Annotated in this window: 17 protein-coding genes; 15 read left to right on the plus strand and 2 right to left on the minus strand. The window is 61.2% G+C overall.

The window, feature by feature from the left end; all coding sequences use genetic code 11:
* Positions 1 to 49 precede the first annotated feature (49 nt).
* The 6 genes from QMX89_RS09995 (at position 50) to QMX89_RS10020 (ending at position 5,910) form a co-directional block, all read left to right on the plus strand.
* The gene (locus tag QMX89_RS09995; protein ID WP_282348020.1) at positions 50 to 2,023 is read left to right on the plus strand and encodes a tail fiber protein; all 1,974 of its coding nucleotides are present in this window, start codon (positions 50 to 52) and stop codon (positions 2,021 to 2,023) included.
* Positions 2,024 to 2,032: 9 nt separating this feature from the next.
* Positions 2,033 to 2,695, plus strand: coding sequence for a hypothetical protein (locus QMX89_RS10000; RefSeq protein WP_282348021.1), 663 nt, complete (start codon positions 2,033 to 2,035; stop codon positions 2,693 to 2,695).
* Positions 2,692 to 3,462 (plus strand): hypothetical protein, encoded by a 771-nt coding sequence (locus tag QMX89_RS10005; protein WP_282348022.1) that lies wholly within the window; start codon positions 2,692 to 2,694, stop codon positions 3,460 to 3,462. The genes QMX89_RS10000 and QMX89_RS10005 overlap by 4 nt, the downstream gene beginning before the upstream one ends.
* Positions 3,459 to 4,355: a hypothetical protein gene (locus QMX89_RS10010; RefSeq protein WP_282348023.1), complete on the plus strand. Its 897-nt coding sequence runs from the start codon at positions 3,459 to 3,461 to the stop codon at positions 4,353 to 4,355. Before QMX89_RS10005 ends, QMX89_RS10010 begins: the two co-directional genes overlap by 4 nt.
* Positions 4,355 to 4,888 carry a hypothetical protein gene (locus QMX89_RS10015; protein WP_282348024.1) on the plus strand — a complete coding sequence of 178 codons (534 nt, stop codon included), beginning with the start codon at positions 4,355 to 4,357 and terminating at the stop codon, positions 4,886 to 4,888. The genes QMX89_RS10010 and QMX89_RS10015 overlap by 1 nt, the downstream gene beginning before the upstream one ends.
* A gap of 68 nt (positions 4,889 to 4,956) precedes the next feature.
* The gene (locus tag QMX89_RS10020) at positions 4,957 to 5,910 is read left to right on the plus strand and encodes a hypothetical protein (protein WP_282348025.1); all 954 of its coding nucleotides are present in this window, start codon (positions 4,957 to 4,959) and stop codon (positions 5,908 to 5,910) included.
* On the opposite strand, the gene QMX89_RS10025 is transcribed toward QMX89_RS10020, so the two are convergent.
* Positions 5,907 to 6,422 (minus strand): hypothetical protein, encoded by a 516-nt coding sequence (locus QMX89_RS10025; protein WP_282348026.1) that lies wholly within the window; start codon positions 6,420 to 6,422, stop codon positions 5,907 to 5,909. The genes QMX89_RS10020 and QMX89_RS10025 overlap by 4 nt on opposite strands.
* A gap of 137 nt (positions 6,423 to 6,559) precedes the next feature.
* Between QMX89_RS10025 and QMX89_RS10030 the strand changes: the two genes are divergently transcribed.
* The 3 genes from QMX89_RS10030 to QMX89_RS10040 are packed head-to-tail and all read left to right on the plus strand — an operon-like array spanning position 6,560 to position 10,428.
* Complete coding sequence (locus tag QMX89_RS10030; RefSeq protein WP_282348027.1) at positions 6,560 to 7,675, plus strand: hypothetical protein; 1,116 nt, start codon at positions 6,560 to 6,562, stop codon at positions 7,673 to 7,675.
* A complete protein-coding gene (locus QMX89_RS10035) occupies positions 7,675 to 7,962 on the plus strand; it encodes a hypothetical protein (RefSeq protein ID WP_282348029.1) in 288 nt (95 codons plus the stop codon). The genes QMX89_RS10030 and QMX89_RS10035 overlap by 1 nt, the downstream gene beginning before the upstream one ends.
* A gap of 36 nt (positions 7,963 to 7,998) precedes the next feature.
* Complete coding sequence (locus QMX89_RS10040) at positions 7,999 to 10,428, plus strand: hypothetical protein (protein ID WP_282348030.1); 2,430 nt, start codon at positions 7,999 to 8,001, stop codon at positions 10,426 to 10,428.
* Between the two features lie 53 nt (positions 10,429 to 10,481).
* Here QMX89_RS10040 and QMX89_RS10045 read toward each other — a convergent pair whose 3' ends face one another.
* A complete protein-coding gene (locus tag QMX89_RS10045; protein WP_282348031.1) occupies positions 10,482 to 11,561 on the minus strand; it encodes a hypothetical protein in 1,080 nt (359 codons plus the stop codon).
* Positions 11,562 to 11,896: 335 nt separating this feature from the next.
* On the opposite strand from QMX89_RS10045, the gene QMX89_RS10050 reads away from it, so the two are divergent.
* The 6 genes from QMX89_RS10050 (at position 11,897) to QMX89_RS10075 (ending at position 20,975) form a co-directional block, all read left to right on the plus strand.
* Complete coding sequence (locus tag QMX89_RS10050; protein ID WP_282348033.1) at positions 11,897 to 12,604, plus strand: AAA family ATPase; 708 nt, start codon at positions 11,897 to 11,899, stop codon at positions 12,602 to 12,604.
* 75 nt (positions 12,605 to 12,679) lie between these two features.
* Positions 12,680 to 12,979 carry a CopG family transcriptional regulator gene (locus QMX89_RS10055; RefSeq protein WP_282348034.1) on the plus strand — a complete coding sequence of 100 codons (300 nt, stop codon included), beginning with the start codon at positions 12,680 to 12,682 and terminating at the stop codon, positions 12,977 to 12,979.
* Positions 12,980 to 13,057: 78 nt separating this feature from the next.
* Complete coding sequence (locus QMX89_RS10060) at positions 13,058 to 14,950, plus strand: hypothetical protein (protein WP_282348036.1); 1,893 nt, start codon at positions 13,058 to 13,060, stop codon at positions 14,948 to 14,950.
* Positions 14,947 to 15,876, plus strand: a complete 930-nt coding sequence (locus QMX89_RS10065; RefSeq protein WP_282348038.1) for a hypothetical protein — start codon at positions 14,947 to 14,949, stop codon at positions 15,874 to 15,876. Before QMX89_RS10060 ends, QMX89_RS10065 begins: the two co-directional genes overlap by 4 nt.
* 212 nt (positions 15,877 to 16,088) lie before the next feature.
* Entirely contained in the window at positions 16,089 to 19,205 is a 3,117-nt protein-coding gene (locus QMX89_RS10070; protein ID WP_282348039.1) for a methyltransferase domain-containing protein, read from the plus strand.
* A 99-nt stretch (positions 19,206 to 19,304) separates the two neighbouring features.
* The gene (locus QMX89_RS10075; RefSeq protein WP_282348040.1) at positions 19,305 to 20,975 is read left to right on the plus strand and encodes a hypothetical protein; all 1,671 of its coding nucleotides are present in this window, start codon (positions 19,305 to 19,307) and stop codon (positions 20,973 to 20,975) included.
* Positions 20,976 to 20,985 lie beyond the last annotated feature (10 nt).

The following is a 20,985-nucleotide window of genomic DNA, read 5'->3' on the forward strand; positions in this document are numbered from 1 at the left end:
AACGTATGCGCCCCCTGTTGGGGCGCGTCATTCGACAAGGTAGGGCCCGATGGCTGTTTACAATCCAATCATCACCACGCAAGGCAAGGCGGCGGTGTTCAACGCCAACGCCACCGGCACGCAACTGGTGCTGACTCACATGGCCTTCGGCACGGCCGCCTACGACCCCAAGGGCGACGAGGTTGCGCTCAAGGCCGAGGTCAAGCGGATTGCGATCAGTGCCGGCGGGCGCATTGCTGAAAATCAAATTCGTCTCGCGACCATCTGGCCTCAAAGTGACGAGAAGGCCGACGTCAACGAAATCGGTTTCTATGCCGGCAACGTTTTGTTCGCCGTGATCAGCCGTAAGGACGGCGGGCCGTACCTGGTCAAAAGCGCAGGCGCAAACCTCATTTTCAGCTACGACTGGGTAATCAATGCGGTACCCAGCAGCTCGATCACCATCAAGGTGGACCCCGACGCTTTGGCGCTGCTGGTCCATATGGCTGACGCCAACGCTCACCCCCAGTACCTTACGATCGCCGAGTACCAGACCCGCGACTTCAAGGACAGCGTGCGCGTCGCTACAACAGCCCACATCGTCACTCTGGCCGGTCTGCTGATCATTGACAACGTGCAGCTCAAGGCAGGCGATCGGGTGCTGGTGCGGGCGCAGAACAGCGCCTTTCTCAACGGTATCTATATCGTGGCTGCCGGTGCGTGGTATCGGGCTGCTGATGCCAACACCTCGGCCAAAGTTACCCCCTCGCTCACTGTGTCTGTTGAGGAAGGCGCGGCGAACAAGGACACGCAGTGGACACTGACCACTGACGGCCCGATCAACCTGGGCACCTCGAACCTTGCGTTCGAAGTGGTAGGCGGGCCGTCGGGCGCTGCTGCCGGCACTTACACCATGGTGTCAGTCGATGCCCGTGGGCGTGTAACCAGTGGCTCGAACCCGAGCACGTTGGCGGCTATGGGCATTTTGGATGCGTATACCAAGACGCAGACACAAGCCACCTTTGTGAAGCAGGGCGGCGCGCCCAACATGGGTGTCAACAACATCTACCTTGGCTGGAGCGGGCAGCAGTTACTCGCCCAGGTCGATAACACGCCGATGGGTAACCTGTGGTACTCGGCCAACTTCCAGCCGGCACTCAAACAGGACCGTCTGGAAATGGTTGCTGCGATCGCAGGCTTTCCGTTGTCCAGTGCGCCAGCGGGATGGCTCAAGGCCAACGGCGCGGCCGTAAGCCGTACCGCCTATGCTGACCTGTTCTCGCGCATCGGCACCACCTTTGGCGCCGGCGATGGATCTACCACGTTCAACCTGCCCGACTACCGAGGCGAGTTCCTGCGCGGCTTTGACGATGGGCGCGGTCTGGATGGTGGGCGCACGCTCAACAGTGTCCAACCGGCAATGGTGCTGGCGCACGGTCACACTGCCGGCACCGACGTTCAGGGCAACCACGCCCACACCACAACTGTCAGCGCTGGCGGCGGTCACGGCCACACCGGTAGGGTTGCGAACGATGGCTGGCACGGTCACAGCTCGGGTACCACGTCCGAGGCAGGCTGGCACGCCCACCTCGGTACTGCTGCCGACAACGGGTGGCATAGCCACTCCGGTGTCACCACTGTGGCGGGTAACCACAACCACCAGATGGCGCACGACGTTGCCGGCAACAGTGATCTTCTAACGTTCGCCATTGGACCTACCAATCAGGCGGACGAGGGCTACATCGTCGATGAATCCCTGATCAGGTCGGCGGGTGATCACCAGCACGGCCTGGCCATCGATGCCAGCGGTACCCACCAGCACGAGCTGTACATTGGTGCCAACGGTACGCACACCCACGCCGTCGAGGTTTATGGCAGTGGTGACCACGCTCACGGCCTGACAATCGACGGTGTTGGCGATCACGGTCACACCGTGGCTATCGGCACGACCGGCGCGCACGCCCACAACATCACAGTGAACAGCACCGGTGGCGCCGAGAACCGGCCGCGCAACATGAGCGTGCTGTTTTGCATCAAGTACTGAGAAGCGACCATGACTACTGATCATCAAGAGCCTGCACAGATCCAAGAGAGCGCGGAAACCCAGGGCCTGTCGGCCGTGTTCGAGTACAGCCCTGCCAGGCTGCCCGTGCAGGAGGAGGCCCCGCGCGAGCTCAAGTGCAAAACGGTCTGGCAGCTGGACAGCGATATGATCCTGATCGGTACCACGGTCGCGGACGAGTCGCCCATGGAGCCAGGGGTTTTCATGATTCCAGGCGGGTGCGTAGATGTGGAGCCGCCGGCGTTCCCGGCCACTCACCGCGCTCGCTGGACGCAAGCTGGCTGGGACATTGAGGAAAGGCCCGCCCCTGTCGCGGTACCAGTCATCACCACGGCGCCGGCCGAACGCATGACGTTCCACTCAGTGGTCAAGGCATTCATGGACGCCACCGCGTTCGCCAATGGCTACGACAACCTGATGACAGTGATCAGCTACGCCGAGGAGGAGGCTGTACCGGCATTCCAGGCCGAGGGCAAAGCGTTTCGCGCCTGGCGCTCGCTGGTATGGGCCAACGTCTTCGCCCTCAAGACCGAGCCTGTGGGCGTGGTCGCCGTGCGCGATGCCTTGGAAGCACTCCCTGAGCTCGAAGGCCATCACCACGCTGTTGATCTGGACGAGTGGGACCTGCTCGACACCCCCGAGGTCTCGGCATGAGCGAGAGCGCTGGGGTCATGTTCCCTATCAAGGTGGCGATCGCCGAATACATGGCGCGTTGGTACCAGGGCGTGTTTGGCGACACCAAGGCGGTCGCTGAATTCGCGGCGCGCGGGGCGCCCTACGCTATCAAGATCGTTGCCGATCGCATGATCGACGACGTGGAGGCAATGCTGGAGAGTTACCAGAAAGACCAGCAAGGCCCACACGGCAAGAATTCCAAGTTTCCGGTGGTGTTCATCGCGATCGACCGCGCTTACACCACCACCGGGACCGACTGGGGCGCGCGCCAAGGTCCGCGCCGGATGGTCTGCCTTGAGAGTCCGCCCAACGCTTCGGTTTACGGCCTGCGCGTGGCCATGCATGACGTGCGGGTGCAGTTCGCCATCCTGGCGGCCGACTCGCCGTCTGCGCGCAGTATCGCCGCTCAGCTGGGTCTGTTTGTGGGCGACATGGGCAATCGGCGCATGACGGCGCGTCATACCTTCGGCCAATACACCATTCCGGCGCCGGCGGTGATCGAGAACCCCGACATGATGTTCGGCGTCGCGGGCCAATCCAAGACCAGCACCGTGCTGGTGGGCGACATAACCCTCAAGGTCACAACGCCCTTTCTGGATGCACCCAAGCCTGGCGAGGAGAACGATGGAAGCACGAACAACCCGCCAGGCTACCCGATGGTCACCGAGGTGACGGTCAAGCAGCTGCACGGCACGCAGGGCGCTCGGGTGACGATGGATGGGGTGGACTGGGAGGAAATGGCGTGAACATCTACTTGAGCAAAAGCGGTGGGCAGATCCCCGGCGACCTGATCCAGGAAACGGTGCTGCGCAGCGATCTGGCGCCGATACCGCGCACCCTGGAGCTCACCGTACAGCTCAAGGATGACATGCAGCAGCGCCTGGCCATGGGCGCGTCGCTGTGGGGCGGCTATGAGCATCTGGAATACACCATCGTCATGCGCGAGCGGGCACAGCCTACCGGTGTTATCCAGGGCGACACGCCCATGCAGGCCATGAAGGTGACGGCCTTTCTCACCAGCTGCCAGTCGATCGGCCGCCCGCGCCAGCCTGGCCGTGCTGTGACGGCCTACAATCAGTCGCTGGGCGGAATTTACCGGGCGTGCGGATCCTCTCTGGTCATTGCCAACGATTTCAATGTCGGGCGGTTCGTGTGCCTGGCCGGCGATACGCCCAGTCATGCGGTTGCTGTCGCACTGCAGGAGGAAGGCGCCGCGCTGGTGCTGCGCAATGGTCGTATCTCGATCGAGCGCCTGCACAACTTGATGGCGCAAACGCCTACCGACTCGCTTGGGCAGTTCGACAGCTCGGCGGCGCACGAAAGTGACTTGCTTGAGCAGACCGGTATCCCGATGTGCATTTCGCTCGATGACTACGGCCAGGTAGTGCAAGGCGATTTCGGCACGGCCCGCAACGCCCGATTCATTCCAGGGATGGACGCCCGCACCCTGCACAATCTGTCTCATGTGCCGATCACGCGCCGCATCATCGACAACCAGCTGGCGATGAAAATACGCGCCGGCGACGTGGTAAGCGTGGCCGGCAGAACCCAGCTGGTGATCACCGCCGCGCACCGATCGCTGAGCAACAACGGCATCATGGACACGAGCTCGCGCTTTTGGGTGGGGGAAATCTCCTGATGGCTCGCTGGCCCGCGACTGTTGTGCTGTACCAGCGCGATCCCCGCCGCTGCGAGGTGTCGATTCCAGGCATCAGTGACGGCGGCACATTGCTCGCCGAAATCGAGCAGAACCTGGGCGATCGCAGCCCCGAAACCGAGATTCGCATCAAGACCGGCGACCTTGTGTGGGTGGATTTCATTTCAGGCGATCCACGCTATCCGATCATCACCGGTTTTCGAGCGCGCAACGTCGAGAACATGATCGGCACCCGGCACTGGGAGCACGAGAACTTCACCATGGTCGCGGACGAGACGGTGCTGATCACCGCCGGCCAGAGCGTGCGCATCGAGGCCGGCGCTTTGATCGAGCTGGTAGTGGGCGGCTCGTTGCTCAAGATCGACGCGGGCAGCATTGCCCTGGCGGCCAAGGCGCTATCCATCAAAGGTCCAGTCACGCAAACCGGTGGCGATATCACCAGTGACGGCATCAGTGTGCAGCTGCACAGCCACATCGAGCAGGGCGACGGCAAACCGGTCGGCAAGCCTATGTAATCGGAAATACCGAGCGGGCGGCCCCTTTTTGCGCCCGCACACTACGGCAAAACCTGTGAGATATGACCATGCCAGATGTGCTATTCGACTTCGACAACCCCGCCGATACCCAGCGCTCGCTCAAGCGTATCGCGCAGCTGATGCAGCGCGCCGGCCAGCCGGTGGTGTCCCATGACTTTGATCCCAAGGTAAAGCGTACCTCGGGCGTCAGCTACCACCAGGCGCTGCTGACCTTGGCCAGCGGCCAGACCGTTACCCTCATGGTCAAGCTGACCGGTGACGTGTTCCGTGTGCTGCTCAACGGCGCCGTGCTGCCCATTCACCAGCAGGAAGACACCAAGGCCATCGCCGAGATTGCAGCGGCCGCACAGCGCAATCAGGCCAAGTTCCAGGCGCAGCAGGCGCGCATCAAGGTGGAGCTGCCAAAAGGCATCCGCACGGCCGCGCCCAAGATGGCCGACGCACTGGCTGAGCGCATCAGCTACCTGGACAGCCAGATCGCTGAGCGGGGCGAGGTTCGCGACGGCCTCAAGCGTGAACTGGGTATGACCCTGGACAGCGTGGGCGCCGAGGCTCTGTCGGCCGCCGCCGTGGACACCCTCCTGTACCTGTTCAGACGCCACAATATGGCCTCAGAAGACTATGCGGTGCCGAGCAAAATGGGCAGTGACGAGCTGCTCACCGCCAAGCTGATCGGCCGTGATGACGGTGCCATCTGGCTGGTGCCGGCCGGTATCGATCTGGCAGAGACCCTGACAGCCGAGCGCCTGGACGCGGTGGTGCAGGGCCAGGCCCTGGCCGATGACGTGCTGCAGGGCGCTTGCCTGGATGGTGCTGACCATAGCGCGGCCGTGGCCACCCTGCAGAATGCCCTGGCCGTAGTGGACAACAATGCGCCAATTAACGAGGCCGCCGGCAACCTGGAGCAGGCAGCCCTGGAACGCGCCAGCGCCGAGTCGTTTCGCCAGGCGCTGGCAGTACTCGATGACGCCGGCGTACCGGACGAGGATGAAGCGGCCTAGATCGTGGTGAGGCTGTAAAGGTCGGTGGAAATCAGGCTGGTTATGTCGTCCATCAGCGACAGCGCCCGCTCCACCGACGACTGCCCTGCTGCAAAAGCGCACGCAGCCAGCACGGCGACCTGACCATTACTGATTTCAGGCGCCAGGCGGTATTTGGGACCGCGTTCGTCGAAACCATCTTGCGTCACTGCGTTTTCAGGCGAGTGGCGTGCCAGGCTGCCGTCCATGTCGATCGTCTCCTGGCCCTGCCGGCGCTGGAATTCGTGAATCGACTTGCGGATCTGCTCGTTTTCAAAACGCATATCCACCGCGTCCAGGTTCAGGTTTGTGACCATGCCAAAGCCTGGCCGGCGCAGCTCCACCAGCGGCTCCTCGCCGGCAATGACCAGCATGTCGTCCTGGGGAGAATGCACGCACACCAGGGTGACGGGGCTTCCGTAATACCCGGCAATGCTCACGAGATACATATTGACCTTGGCATCGTCTTGCGGCTGCTGCGATTCACCGAACATAGGTGGCTCCTTAAAAACGCCACTGTAGCGTGTTTAATCCATATCATCAGATACGATTTCCGATATTCATACGATTGCAATAGCGTATATCAAATGATATAAATCTCACCTCACACAATCAGACCAAACGGTGACCCATGAATACCCCACCCGAGCACACGTATCAGCTGCCGATCGCGCGTGACTACATCCGCCATTGGGGCTTGAAAGAAGGCGTTCGCGAGCTGCTGCAGAACGCGCTCGATCACCTCAACCGCCAAGGCGACCCCGATGCACCGTTTGAATTTTCGTTCTATGGCGACGCGCTGAGCATCACCAGCCGCGGTGCGCTGCTGGAAGCAAAAACCCTGCTGCTGGGCTGCACCTCGAAAGCCGACGATCCCCACTCGATCGGTCATTTCGGCGAAGGGTACAAGCTGGCCCTGCTGGTGCTGCAGCGCGCTGGGTACCAGGTGCGCGTGCTCAACGGCACCAAGGAATGGCGGCCTGCGTTTTCGTACAGCGAACAGTTCGAATCCGAGGTGCTGACCATCGAGCAGCGGCCGCTGGGGCATGATGAAGGCGGTGTGACGTTTGAAATCACCGGTCTGACCGATACCGACTGTGACCAGGTGCGCAGCATGTGCCTGCGCATGCAGCCCCCTATGCGTGATGTGATCGGCGTGCCCATTGGCCACATCCTGCCCAGCCGTCCGGGCAAGCTGTATGTGGGCGGTCTGTATGTGTGCGATACCTCCCACAAGTACGGCTATGACATTCAACCCGCGCACCTGCAGCTTGAGCGCGATCGCCAGACCGTTGGCGGCTGGGAACTGCAGAGCGTCACCCGCGATATGTGGCTGGCGAGCAAGCGCTGGGATGACGTGATCAGCATGCTTGAAATCGAAGCGCCTGATGTTCGGCTGATCAAGTACACAAGCGTGCCCGACGAGCTGGCCACGCAGGCTGCTGCCCACTTCGATCGCAAGCACACTCACGCATTGCCGGTGGCCACCCAGGAGCAGGCCGAACAGCTCGCCTATAGCGGCTACCGCACTGTGATCACCACGCCGGCGATGACTGCCGTGCTGGCGTCTGCGCCGTCGATCAAGCAACGCACGGCCACGGTCAAGGTGGCCACCCCGCGCCAGACCCTGGAGACGTGGATGGAGTCGCACAAGCGGTACCTGTCGCGCCTGCCCAAGGTGGCGTTCAAAAAGCTGATTGACCAGGCGTCAGACTGGAAGCTGGCCGATAAGGGCGTGCGATTCTGATGGTCTACGTTCGGTTTAACGGCGCCACCAAGAGCGTGCGCGCCCGTGGCCTGGCCAAGTCGGCGGCGCTCAAACTGCGCCGCCGCTGGCTGATCCGCGTCCACCTTCGCTGCATGGATGCATCGGGCAGGCCTGCGCGTGGCCTTGCCGAGGCCCGCCTGCCCAAAGCGGTCACATTGAGCCAGGCGCGCACCCTGATCGACGCGATGCTGCACGAGCTCGGGGCCATTGATCTGCGCGAGTTCACCCACCTGGGCGCCACCTGGGTGGCCGTCTCGGAAAGCTGACCCAGGGCATCGAGCTGGCCCCGGTTATCGTGGGTCATGAACGATAAATTTGCCGCCATCCAGTCTGCAGCCAACGCCGGCGCCTTCGGGCGCAACGGCTACGCGCTGCCCTCCATTGCCCAACTCAACGCTGGCAACTACCTCAAGGGGCGGTTCGAGCTGTACGGGCTGTCGATCGCTATCGAAACACCTCAAGGCACCGCTCGCATGGGCAAGTCTGACGGCAAGCCGTGGAGCGTGATTTGCCAGGCTCACTATGGCGATATCGCCGGCACCCTGGGTGCCGATGGTGATCCGGTGGATTGCTACGTGGGACCTGTACCCGAGAGCGATCGGGTGTTCGTGGTGAACCAAAACGGCAAGAGCGGCGCCTTTGACGAGCACAAGGTCATGCTGGCCTTTGCCGACGAGGATAGCGCCCGCACCGCCTACCTCAACAGTTATGAGCGCGGCTGGAACGGCCTCGGCTCGATGGTGAGCGCTTCGGTGTCGCAGTTCACCTGGTGGCTCAAGTACGGCAACACCCGTGTGCCTTTCGATAAATCTGCACTCCCCTACCACGGCGACGACGATATGACCGACATTACCTGGGACAGCGCAGCACAGCCTGTCCAAACTGACCTTGCCAGCCTGATCTATGGCCTGCGCCAGGGCGACGGCGGCGGGCTGCTGCTCGATGCGCTGAGCATGAGTGAAATCCTCGACGCGGAGGGCGAGCAGCAGGTGCTCGATGCGTTGGTGGTGGTCAACAGCAAGCTGGACATGAAAATGGAGCAGCTGATGCGGATCATGGCGGCCGCCAGCGAGACCGTACAGCCGGTGGCCAAGCAGATCAGCGCCCCCTTCAAGCAGAAAGGCACGACCAACATTGTGGCGCTGTTCGAGCTGTCCGACGGCCAGACGGTGGCCATCTACCTGCACAACCCTGACAGCACGCCGAACAAGATCCTGCCCGACGACGAGCTGGTGAGCTGGAAGTGGTTGCTCAACAAAAAGGACGTCACCATTCTGGTGGCCCCGGAGAAAGGCCGCGACCTCAATCCACGCGAAGTGGCGCGCCGCGTCATGCGCCTGGCTGAGAAGAACAGCGCCAAGTTCACCAAGGCCAACGGTGACCGCGCCGCGCGCATGGCTGCGATCGAGGCGGCGAAAGTCCAGGTCACCAGCAAAGAGGCCACCCTGGCCGCCATTGAGGCCGAAATCAGCGATCTGACTGTGCAGGCCGAGGCCAAGCGCGCCATTGCCCCGCCCATGCCTGGCGGTGAGCAGGGCGGCGCCCAGTCGTTCGAAGCGCTGGCCAAGCTACACACGCCGGTTCAGTACGTGTCCAGCGGCGACCCTGACGGCTTCACTGCTGTGGATCCGCAAGGCTGGGGTCTGCGCTTGCGTATGTCGGCCAACAAGCGCGGCGTGTCGAGCTACATGATCCAGCCAGGCAATATCGGCTACGACAGCTTGGGCATGTCGTCGCTGGCCGAAGGCCTGGAATCTGCAGTGATCAAAGCTATCGGTGTCGCCCTCGATCGGATCCGCGAACTGCGCGTACGCACGAATGCAGCGGGCCGCCCTGCAGAGCCGGAGTATGTCACCCGCTCCAAGGCGGTAAAGGCTGCCCTCAGCGCCCTGGGCTGGAATACGGACGCCGGCAGCACTCAGCTGATGGTAACGATCGACGGCAGCACGTACGGCGTGCGCAGCGCCGTCCAGCAGGTGGGCAAAGGGCCTATGACCCTTGTATGGAAAGACGAGGGCAGCACCCTGCAGTGGCCAGATGAACCTGAGCTGAGCGCCGAGGCCATGGCGGCCAAGGTCGATGGCGCGTTCCGTGCGGCTGTTGCCGAAGCGCGCGCGGCTGTCACCGGCGCCGAGGGCAACACGGCGGCCAAGACAGGCACAGACGCTGGCGCCGGCGCCACCATGACCAATCCCACCGGCAAAAAGCTGGTCATTACCCTGGCCAACGGCGACGAAGCATCGCGCTCGACCTACAACCTCTACACAGCGGCCGTCGTGGGCTACGACAAGGACGGCAAGCTGCAGGTGCTCTCTGCGCACTGGAGCAAGCGCGACGCCCTGGGCGCCATCAGCAATTTCAAGGCGGGCAAGCATGTGAATTTCAACTATCGCGACAAGCTCGTGGGTGAGCCGTTCATGGTGACTGCGCCCGAGGAAGGCGTGAGTCCTGCGCCTACGCCTGACCCAGCGCCCGCCCCGACGCCAGATCCGGCTCCCGAACCACAGCCTGCGCCTGCTGCCAATGAGGATCCTGCACAAGTCGAGGCTCTGGCCCTTTTGCAATCCGTGATCGACGGCATTGCCAGCATGGACGCTGCGCTGGCCGATCGCCTACTGGCGGCACACGAGAAGTTCGCCGGCGGTGCTGAGTTCGATCCGCTATTTGAGCAGGCATCGCAGGCCTACGCGGATGCTATGGTGGCCAAGGCACGGACTGCGCTCGCCGCTTGAGTCTGGCTGAGGCTGCCCTTTATCTAGGGCGGCCGATAGCCTAATTATAAGCCCTACTGCGCTTTGCCTTTGCCAGAATCCTTGAAAATCTTCCTGATTTTCTCCAGTGACGTATGCGCCGCACCCATTGACTCCATCATGTAGTTGAAGTCATTGGATGCTGCACCTTTGTAGGTTGGCCACTTAACATCTTCCTTCAAAGCCTCCATCATTTTGTCTCGTGCTTCAACCTCATCACCGGCCTTAAACGACTTCAAAGCGTAATATGTCAAAAGATATCTATCGTAGACAGACCTAACTCGAAGACATGATAGTGATACTTCGACGTAATACCTATACTGCTTAAAAAACCATGCAGCTAAAAACTCAATCACGATAAAAGTCAGAGAGCATGCTGCCATTCCTATGTACATAACATGGGAATCCGGCTTTGTAGCGTTTGCGAAGAACTGCCAGAGCCCTATGGCTATGCAATAAAAAAACAAGCCTCTCGCCATGAAGGTTTTACCGGTATCTAGAAGTCGCTGGGCTGTAATTTCTGAACTCACCGCATACGCTGAAAGAGAACGCAATACCTCAGATATATACTTTTCGAAATGGGTATCATCCGATGCAGCGCCATAGTAACGGCTATCGGTTTTAGCGTTCTCTCCCCCCTCTTGCTCCAAGCCTGCCTCCGAACTATCTAGGGGCTTGTTGCTTGTTTCGCGCGCCTCCTTCGCTACTTTCTCAACCAAGCGAGATATGCTTGAATCACTTGTATATTTAATATATGAGTTTCTAAAACTTATCCCTGTGCTTGGGTCACGTTCTTCTTCGAAAGTTTTATCGCCCATGGATAAAGTAATGAGGGTCACTATCACTATGAGGATAAATCCTCCGAGAAAAAAGCTTATGGCGCCTATACTATTAGCTTGAATCTTGGTGATGAACTCTGGCTCCGCAAACGAGAACCAACCATAAACTAGTAATCCTATAGATAGATTGGCAAAGACAGAACCAATGAATATATTTAGCTTTGATGTTTTTAGATTTCTGTCAAGTATTCGGACGGGCAATCTAGCCTTGTTAAGTCTTTCGCGCAAATCTTGTTGCGAATCTTGTTTTAAATGTTCTTTTTCTGAAGTTTCCAAAGTTTGCAACTCCGATGTAATTTATAGTTTTTCCTAACAAGACATTATTATCTAAATATGTGCAAAGCGCCACCTATAGCACACGGCCTGAGCGCGGCTACTCACCTTCCCGCTATTGACCATTTATAGTGCCACCTCCTTTTTCCAGTGTCATAGCCCTCACGAAAAATCAGTGCTATCTGCGCTCGCCTCGCATCGAATACTCCTGTCTCAGTGGGCCAGGCCTCAAGCGCTTGCAAGTGGCTTGCATATCAATATACTGAAAACCTACCGTTCCAATGCCCAATCCGTAGGCATTAGGCCGTCATTCAATATTGAAAAAGGATTGAATCAGTATGACCACCATCGCTATCGCCAACTCGAAAGGAGGCGTCGGCAAAAGCACCCTCGCCGTGCAGATCGCCGGTGAGAAGGCACGCCAAGGTCGAGACGTGCTGGTCATCAATGGCGATCGCCAGAAAAGCTCCGAGCTCGCCTTGCTCAATCGCGCACAGTCCGACGACTTCCCGCCCATTACCTGCGTGCGCTACGAACACGGCCCCGAGCTGCTGGCCGCGCACCGCGCAATGAAAGGCAAGTACGACGATATCGTGATCGACGTGGGCGGCCGCGACTCCTCGGCCATGCGCGCGGCGTTGGCGGTCTGTGACGTGGCACTGGTACCGTTCGCGCCTGGCTCGTTCGAGGTATGGGCCCTGGAAGAAATGGACGAGCTCCTGCGCAATGCGCTCAGTACCCGTGACCCTTTCCCGGTCTACGCCTTGCTCAACCTAGCCGAGGCCAAGGCGCAATCAGCCGATAACTCCGACGCACTGAGCGCCCTGGACGAGTACCCCGTTTATCAGCAACTGCCGTTTGTGATGGTGCGTCGTAAGCCCTTCGCCAGCGCTGCAGGCCAGGGGCTTTCGGTCCACGAGGTTCGCCCGAAAAACCCGAAGGCGTGCTACGAGCTGGACAAGCTGATGCAGGTGCTCGATGGGCGCCCAGCGTACGAGGTAGCAGATAGCTTGGATCCGGTCGATGGCGGCACGGACGTCGCATGAAGCAATTGATTAGGCACTGCATCAGCATCTAATCAATATTGAAAACGTACTATTTGACCACCGGATCGCTCGCATATGGCTATTACCTCGAAACCCAAAGCAGTTCCCACTGAAACTCCGGCAAAGCCTGTAGATGATGACAAGGTGCTGGCTTACGTGAACGGCGCACCCGACGGCGAAACTGCTCAAGCAGCGCGCGCCATCAAGCCGAAAAAGCGCAACAAAGAGCAGATCAGCCTGACGATTGATCCCGAATTGCTCGAAGCAATTGACGCGCACGCCACGCACATCGGCCTGGGTCGAGCGGCCACTATTTCTCTTGCCTGCCGCCAGTTTCTCAAACGCGGCGCCATCATCGATGGCGCCAACGAGTAACCCGGAAAGCCCCTCCCAAACGCGGCGCCCCAATGGCTGATCATCACGCGATGATTAATCGTTCCGGGCGCCGTGCGCATGTTTGTTCTCGATGATATAGCTGCATTCGACCGTATCCGCATCAGCGGACTCATGGCCAACCAGGTCGAGGCGCTGATGGGTGGCCTCGACGCGCTCGCCCGTCTCAAGGCGTCCAAGCAGGTCGCCGAATACCTGGCGCAACTTGGCGTCACCCTCACCACCCCCAAGGAGCCGCTGGACGGCTTTTCGATCGCCGACAGGGTAAGTGCCAGCGAAGCGCTGGACCGCTACCTGGAAACGGGTCTGCACGCTGTGCCGGACGCCTTACGCCCCTTCGAGGCGATGACGGTCGGCGAGCTGGCCAGCACCGCCCAACTTCCCGCCATGGCTCGACGTGCAGCCAGTCTCGCCCCGATCGTGAACATCGAGGCTGCGCAGGTGGCAGCCTTCGACGAGCTGCAGAGCCGTGGGGTGAATCCTGGCATCGTCGAGGAGCACGTTCTAAAGCGGCTGACGGCCTCGCGCGAGGTGCTGGCGGAAAGCCGCATGAACAACCCTGCCTATGCCCAGGCAATGGCGGCCATCCAGGGCGTCAATTCGACCTACAAGGACGCGGACGCCGCCATTGCCGCGCAGATTTCCATGGTTCGCAAGCAGATCGAGCAATCGCTGGCTACGCGCGCTGACCTTGCCGAGGTTGCCGAAAAGCGGGCAGTTCTGCGTGAGCAGTACGTCAAAGACTACAACGCCGCAAAAGCGGTTCTGGATCAAGCAAACAAGACGTTCGATGCCGATCGTGCTGAGCGTGCGGCCGCTGTACTGCGCGAGGACGGGCAGGCCGTGCGCAATGCCATTTTCGCCGCCTCGCCGATCAGTGAGGAGCAGGCAACCGAATGGGCCTCGCGCCAGATCATCGACAAGGACGCCCTCGCCAAGCTGGCCCGCCAGGGCTACAAGCGCGAAGACGTGTATCGCGATATCGCCGAGTTCTACCGCATGAGCGGCGGCAAGTCCTCGGCCATCCGTATCTCTGCCGGCGGCAAGCGCGCCAACGCGGTCGGGGTGGAAACCCGTACTGACGAGAAAGTGGTGAACCTGGGTACCCACTTCAACAAGACCGTGCTGTTCCACGAGCTGGCGCACCACCTGGAAAACGACCCGATCGCCAAGGCAGCCAGCAACGGCTTCCTGATCAAGCGCCGCCTGAGCGATAAACCGGTGAGCCTCAAGAAACTGACCGGCCACAAATATGGCAGTCACGAAGTCGCGTATGAGGACCATTTCATTTCGGCGTATACCGGCAAGGTTTACAGCGACCAGGTAACCGAAGTGTTCGCCATGGGCGTCCAGTACCTGGCCACTCCCGAAGACTCGGCCATGTTCGCTGTACGTGACCCGCAAATGTTCGCCATGGTCACCGGCTACCTGACCAGCGCCCTCACGCCGGCCATGAACGCCAAGTTGAACATGCACAGCGGCGCCATCGACACCCTGCAGGTAGCTCGCCAGGAGCAGGCCGACCAGTACGCGGCCGCGATCGCTGCGCTGGCCAAGCGCGTCACCATTGCTGCAGACAGCTGGTGGGAGGATCTGCAGCGCGATCACCCCCAGGAGAGCTGCTGGGTCAAGAACGAGTTTGATCGCAAGACCGGTGCCGAGTACTTGGGCAGCTGGAACGGTTTCGCTGTGTTCAAGGGCGTATTCAAGAATCGCAACACCGACCGCAAGGCCAAAGGGCATTTGGTCATTCGCGCCAACACCGTGCTGCGCATGGTCATCGACTCGATGCCCGTGCATGGCGACCAGTCCACGCTCAAGGCCTTCTTGGCCATCTGCGCCGACCGCACGCTGCGCCTTTCGACGATCTGGTACGACGTGCTGTGGGACAAGCGCCGTGATTCGAAGAAAAACCTTATCGCTGCCGCGCAGAGTCTGGAGGAGACAGCATGATCACCACCCATTACACCGTGCTGACCCCGTGCGGCGCCTTTGTCGCGCACTGGGATGAAGACGAAAACGTGCCACCGGTGTTCTCCGGCAACTGGAACGCGCTGGAGTACTTCAAGGCCTACCTGGCTGCGACTCGCCCCAACGGCCCCGATGGCAGCCTGCTGGCGTTTGAGGCACTGGAGCCCAACGAATTGGAGGGCTTTTGCCAGTCCGACGAGTTTGGCATCAGCGTATGGCCGGATGACGCGCCGATGCCTGAGCACGAGGAGGAGCAAGACGGCGCCCAGCTGCTCGATGGCATCGAATACACCGATCCGCTGCAGGTGGAGCTGGTGCAGCTGCTGGGCGAGCTGCCGTCTTGTGAAGGCCCGTCGTGCGGCGCCAAGGCTCAACGCCTGATGGATCTGATACCGCAAGTGATGTTCGACACCGACGAGCAGGAAGACGCCGCTGTGGCGATCGCTGCTGCTGTCCTTGAGGAGCTGGCCGGAGAGGATGACCTGGCGCTCGATGCCATTCCGACCCCAGCCGCCAACCTGGCGCGCGGCCTGGCCTCGCTGCAGAAATCGCTGACCACCAAGGCCACCGTGCATCGCGCCATGTATCGCGAGGGCCTGGGCTGGATCGACTTCGAGTGGGGCGATGAAGGCAAGCCTGCCAACGCCAAAGGCGTGCGCAAAGGCGGCAAGGGCCTTGTCCACGCGATCGAGGCGCGCGGGCGTAAAGACGGCTACACCGCCGCCCAGGTGGACGCAATGCTCAAACGAATGGTGACCGCGATCGCAAACGGCACGCTGCCCAAGCCACCGGTAGAGGTGGGTTCGGTCATGCGATTGGTTATCGCCAAGGATGGGCTGGAGGTGCAGCTGGTGAAGCGCAAAGGCTCGAACGCTTGGGTGCTGACTGTGTTCGACCTGCACGACTAAAAGATGGGAGGGGGTGCGCCGGGAGTCGCTTGTCGATACTCCCGGCCTACGCAAAACGGGCCTACACCTGGCCGTCCCGTTCTGGTTGCCCCTCATTGGCCTGCAGGTGGTCCCCATCATCGCTGGTGGGCCTACGCACGGGACTCTACGAGAGAGGCGGCCCGTGGGTGCAACAGACGGTTCAAATGTATATCAAACAGGAAATTTTGTCGATGACCGCACTATTCGATTCCGTGGCCATGATGCTGCGAATCAAGCTGGCCGCCCAGGTCGATACCGAGGTCGCCCTGCTGGGTGCGGCCAACCCCCTGGAACGGATCAAGATTGCCGCGCGTCTGGCGGATCTGCTGCAGCAGCTGACCGGCGAAGGCCTGCCTGCAGCTGATCCGCTGCAGGTGGAGCTCGATGCAGCCAAGGCCGAGCTGGAGCAGCACAACCGACTGATCAACCTGGGGGCACTCACCCCGGCAGGCATTGCCGCGCTTGATCGCTACTCAGCTGCCAAGACCGCTATCGAGCGCAGGGATCGCGAGGCCGAGCTGGCCAAGGCCCTGGAGCGCGATATTGGTAGTGCGGTGAACAAGCCCCGCATCATTTCAGCCGCCGACGCGCTGACCCCTGCCGGCGCCATCAAGGCCGATGCGAAAAACAGCAAAGCAGATAGTGCGATTTGGTACTACCAGGGCGATATCAAGGCGCTGGGATTCACGGCAAGCGTACGCATTGGTGGCCAGCTGTCCGCTGGCGCCGATCGCGCCAAAGCGATACTGGCAGGGCTCAAGGCAGCCAGGGCCCAAGGATTTCGCCTGGTAAGTATGCGCGCCGGATCGCTGGGCACCGTGTGGGTGCTCGAATCGCCCGACGGCAAAGGGTTTATGACCCGTGGCGGCTTCGAGGATGCATCCAATCCAGTGTTCGCCCGCCCACCAATGCCAGAGGACGCCCCAGGCTACGAGAGCATGCTCGCAGGGCAAAAGGCGCTGGCCAAAGCCTTCGTGACCTGGCTTGACACCCTTCCGTATGAGCAGCGCCATAATCAGGGCGTTGTCACTCGCAAGATCAACAGCACTGCGATAGCGGACTGGCTGCGCATCAACACCGACCTGCTGGGCATTTTCATCCAGTACCGGGGTGCCAACGGCGCCATGCGCACCAGGATCCAGGGCAAAGACTTCGACGCGATGGTGGCGCTGGCTCGCGACCTGGCGACCATGCCCGAAATCGTTCCCCAGCAGCCACCGGCGCCGGCCGCCAATTACCCGCTCTACCCAAGCACGCCGCTGTTCCACGGCACCGCCCTGCCCTTCACCAGCTACACCGACGGCACGCGCAAGGGCAGCGGCTACGACCACCAAGGCAAGGGTTTCTATCTCACCAGCGACAAGCGCGGCTATGCGCACTTTTTCGCCCTGCAGGCTGCCGACAAGATCCTCAACGGCCCAAATGAGCCCGAAGGCGAGGAGGCGCGGATTCTGGAGAGTGGCGGCGTCATTCTGGACGTGTCGCTGGCCAGCGATGCCCGGATCATTGACCTGACACGCCCCCAGGCGAGCCCCGAGCTGCTGGCCATGGTGAAAAACATCACTGAGGGTGCAGCCCTGCGCGAGCGTGTGCTGGCCGAAGGTTTCGACGGCGTGGCGTTCATCGAGCCCAACGCGCCCGAAGGTTTCCAGGTGGAGGGCAGCGCCGTAACGGTGGTGGTCTACAACACGGACAAGGCCAGCATTGCCGGCTTCGAGGAGGCCGCCAACGTGCAGCCCCTCGCCCTGGGTGAAACGGCGGTACCAGAACCCGAACCTGCACTGGCAATCATCGAGCACACCACCGGCAAGGGCAAAGTGCTGCGCGGCATCGTGCGCACGGATCTGACCTACGCCGAGGCGAAGGCGATCGACGAGTACACATTCAAGAAGGACGGCGGGTGGTTCATCCGGGAAAAGCACCTGCAGGGCTTTGCCGGCAGTACCGACACCAAGGTCAAGAATCCGGCCGCACGCCCTGACCCCGAAGACCCCGAGGCCGAAATGCGCCGCCTGGAAGCAGCGGCCCAGGCCCAGGCCGATCGCCTGGCCAACGAGCAGCTGCGCCAGCAGGAGAAGATCACCAAGCAGGTCGCCAAGTTGCGCGAGGTGGCTGCCAGCACTCTGGAGCGTGCCGAGGCCGAGGTGGGCCGCGATCGGCTGGCCAACACTGCCAGGCGCGCCCGTATGGCCGCCAGTGGCATTCAGGCGGCCGAGGCCACCCGAGCCATTGCCTTGACCATGAACAACCTGGCAGATGCCATTGAGCGCGGCCAGGCGCAGCACCTGTCGGGCATTACCAGTCGGGCGGACGTTGAGACGTTGGTGCAGCGACTCGTGGGCGCGCGTAGTGAGTACGAAAAGGCCAACAACATCAGCTACTCGGAAAGAGAGCGGCGCAAGCATGACCCGATCACCGCTGACGAGGCGCGCTATGCCACGTTCCCCGATCCCAAGTGGGACACTGCCGGGGCAAATCGTGCCCGCGTGCTGGAGCTGATCAAGGGCAAGAAAGGCGCCCCGGCGCTGGCCCAGCGGATCCGTTACGCCCCGTACATGAAAGCCGAAGATGTGCAGGAGCTGCGCGCCATGATTGGCCAAAAGGAGGCTGATTCGCAGCTGGGATGGTGGAACATCGAGCAGCTGGCCAGGGCCGCCCGCCTGCGTCGTGCCGGCATCACAAACACCCTGGAGCTGCGCGACGCGCTGGCCGAGTTCGTGGAGTTCAAGCAAGGCGCACGACCCGAGGATCCGATCGCGAAGGCTGAGCGCGCAATCATTGGGCAAAAGGTCGGCATCGACTTTTTCCCAACGCCCAGCGGCGAGGCCACCACCATGGCGCGCCTGGCGCAGATCAAGCCTGGCGATGACGTGCTCGAACCCTCGGCCGGCAATGGCAATCTGGCCGACGCAGCCAAGGCCGCCGGCGCGAATGTGGACGTGATCGAAATCAGCCCCCAGCTGCAGGATATTTTGACCGCCAAGGGGTACACAGTCGTCGCCCATGACTTCGAGACGTTCACCCCGACCAAGCAGTACGACGCCATCGTGATGAATCCACCGTTCTCCAATCGCCGAGATGCGGCCCACATCATGCGTGCTTTCACCATGCTCAAGCCTGGCGGCCGGCTGGCGGCGATCGCCGGCGAAGGCGTGTTTATCGGCTCGGACAAAACGGCCGTGGCGTTCCGCGAATGGCTGCAGGCCAACGGCGCCGAGGTCGAGGGCCTGGCCGCCAAGACCTTCATGGACACCAAACTGCTCGCCACTACGGGAGCCAATGCGCGCCGGATTGTCCTCACGCGCTGAGTTCGGAAAGTGCGAGAAAAAGGCCCGTTCCAGGGCCTTTAACTTATTCATAGCCCCGCCCTTGGGGTGCCTCTCACATTCAATCCGAGACGGGATGCTATGACCACTCGCGCCAACTATGCAGAACTCAAGCAGGCGAAAACCGAACGCGTTTTCGACGGCCTTTACGAAGAATCCAAAGGTGCCACGGCGCTTGGCACTGTGCTCGACAGCGCAGGCAAAGTGAGCGACGGCTTTTCTCACAGCTTCCTGCAGAACAACACCGGCGCACTGCCGGAATGCCTGCAGAAGATCCTGGACCAAACCAACGGCGAACACGGCGCCTTGATCGTGGACAGCGTGCTGCAAGGCATGAAGCTGCACGAGAAAGCGCACGGCTACCTGCCGACCGCTGACGTGATCGAGTCCGCCCTGGACTCGGTGATGATTTCGCTGGCTCCTCTCAAGGATCTGAAAATCGACGGCGTGGGCAGCACCGCTCACCACGACGCGCGGTCGGCCATGCCTGAAAAGATCCAGATCGGCCTGCTGAGCAGCATTGCCGAGGCCTTCCCGGCGGCCACCTACCTGCCCACCGGCATCGGCTCCAACCAGGCCATCCTGGGTATCGTGAACCACCAGGCAGGCTCCGAAGTCGGCGGCTACAAGATCGGCCAACTGCTGGACGGCATCAACACCGGTGACACTTACCTGTCGTCCGAGCGCCGTGTTGCACTGACCTTCAACGCCGATCGCACCACCGGTACCGGCGCCCTGTCGCTGACCGCTGGCGGCGCAGCCAACATCAAGCTGCTGCGCGGCCGCACCCAGGTGTTCGTCAACGGCTTCCATGTGGCCGAAGAAAACCCGAACACCAATGCTGCTGTGGTGCAGAGCCCTATCAGCGGTACTGCGATCCTGAAAGGTACCCAGTACGGCATCAGTGGCTCGGTCAACTTGATGACTGGTGCCGTTACTCTGGGCTTCGCTCCGGCGTTGCCAGAAGGCACCACCGTTGTGGCCGAGGGCTACCTGGACTACGAACTGCAGCCTGAAATGGCGCCAGTGATCGAGACCCAGGTGCAGACCTTCAACCACTACGCTGTTGCGTGGCGTGGCCTGCTGTCGCAAACCATCGACTCGAAAACCCAGTACCAGAACGAGTTGGGCATCGACCTGCAGAGCGAATCGCTGCTGTGTGCTCGCAACCAGGTCACCGTCGAGCGTCACCGTTCGATCCTGCGCAAAGCGCTGGCCCTGGGTCAGCAGAACCGCCAGGTGTTCGACTTCGATTACACCACTCAGATGGCGCAGAAGACTCGCGCTCAAATCTGGCAGGACTTCCCGTCGGTACTGGGTATCTGCGACCAGGTGATGGCTGAAACCACGATGGACCGTGGCATCACCCACCTGTACATCGGCAAGCGCATCAAAGCGCAGTGGGAATCGCTGCCGCGTGACCTGTTCGAGCCGTCGGGTCTGGTGGCGGTACCAGGTATCTACCGCGTGGGCCGCCTGTTCGGTCGCTTCGAGGTCTACTACTGCCCATGGGAATTGGTGGAAACCGCCAACTCCTCGCAGATCCTGGGCCTGGGCCGTTCGACCACTCCGGCGCGTAACACCTTCGTCATGGGCGACGCGGTACCGGTCACCATCCTGCCGACTGCGTTCGGCACCAACATGAAGTACGGGCAGGCGATCTACACCCGCAACTTCACCGATGTGAACAAGCACCAGCCAAGCGCAAGCGGCGTGTGCCTGATCGACGTCATCAACCTGCATTCCTCGTAAGGAGCTGCCC

The organism is Pseudomonas sp. PS01301, assembly GCF_029960215.1.
Taxonomy (GTDB): Bacteria; Pseudomonadota; Gammaproteobacteria; order Pseudomonadales; family Pseudomonadaceae; genus Aquipseudomonas; species Aquipseudomonas coleopterorum.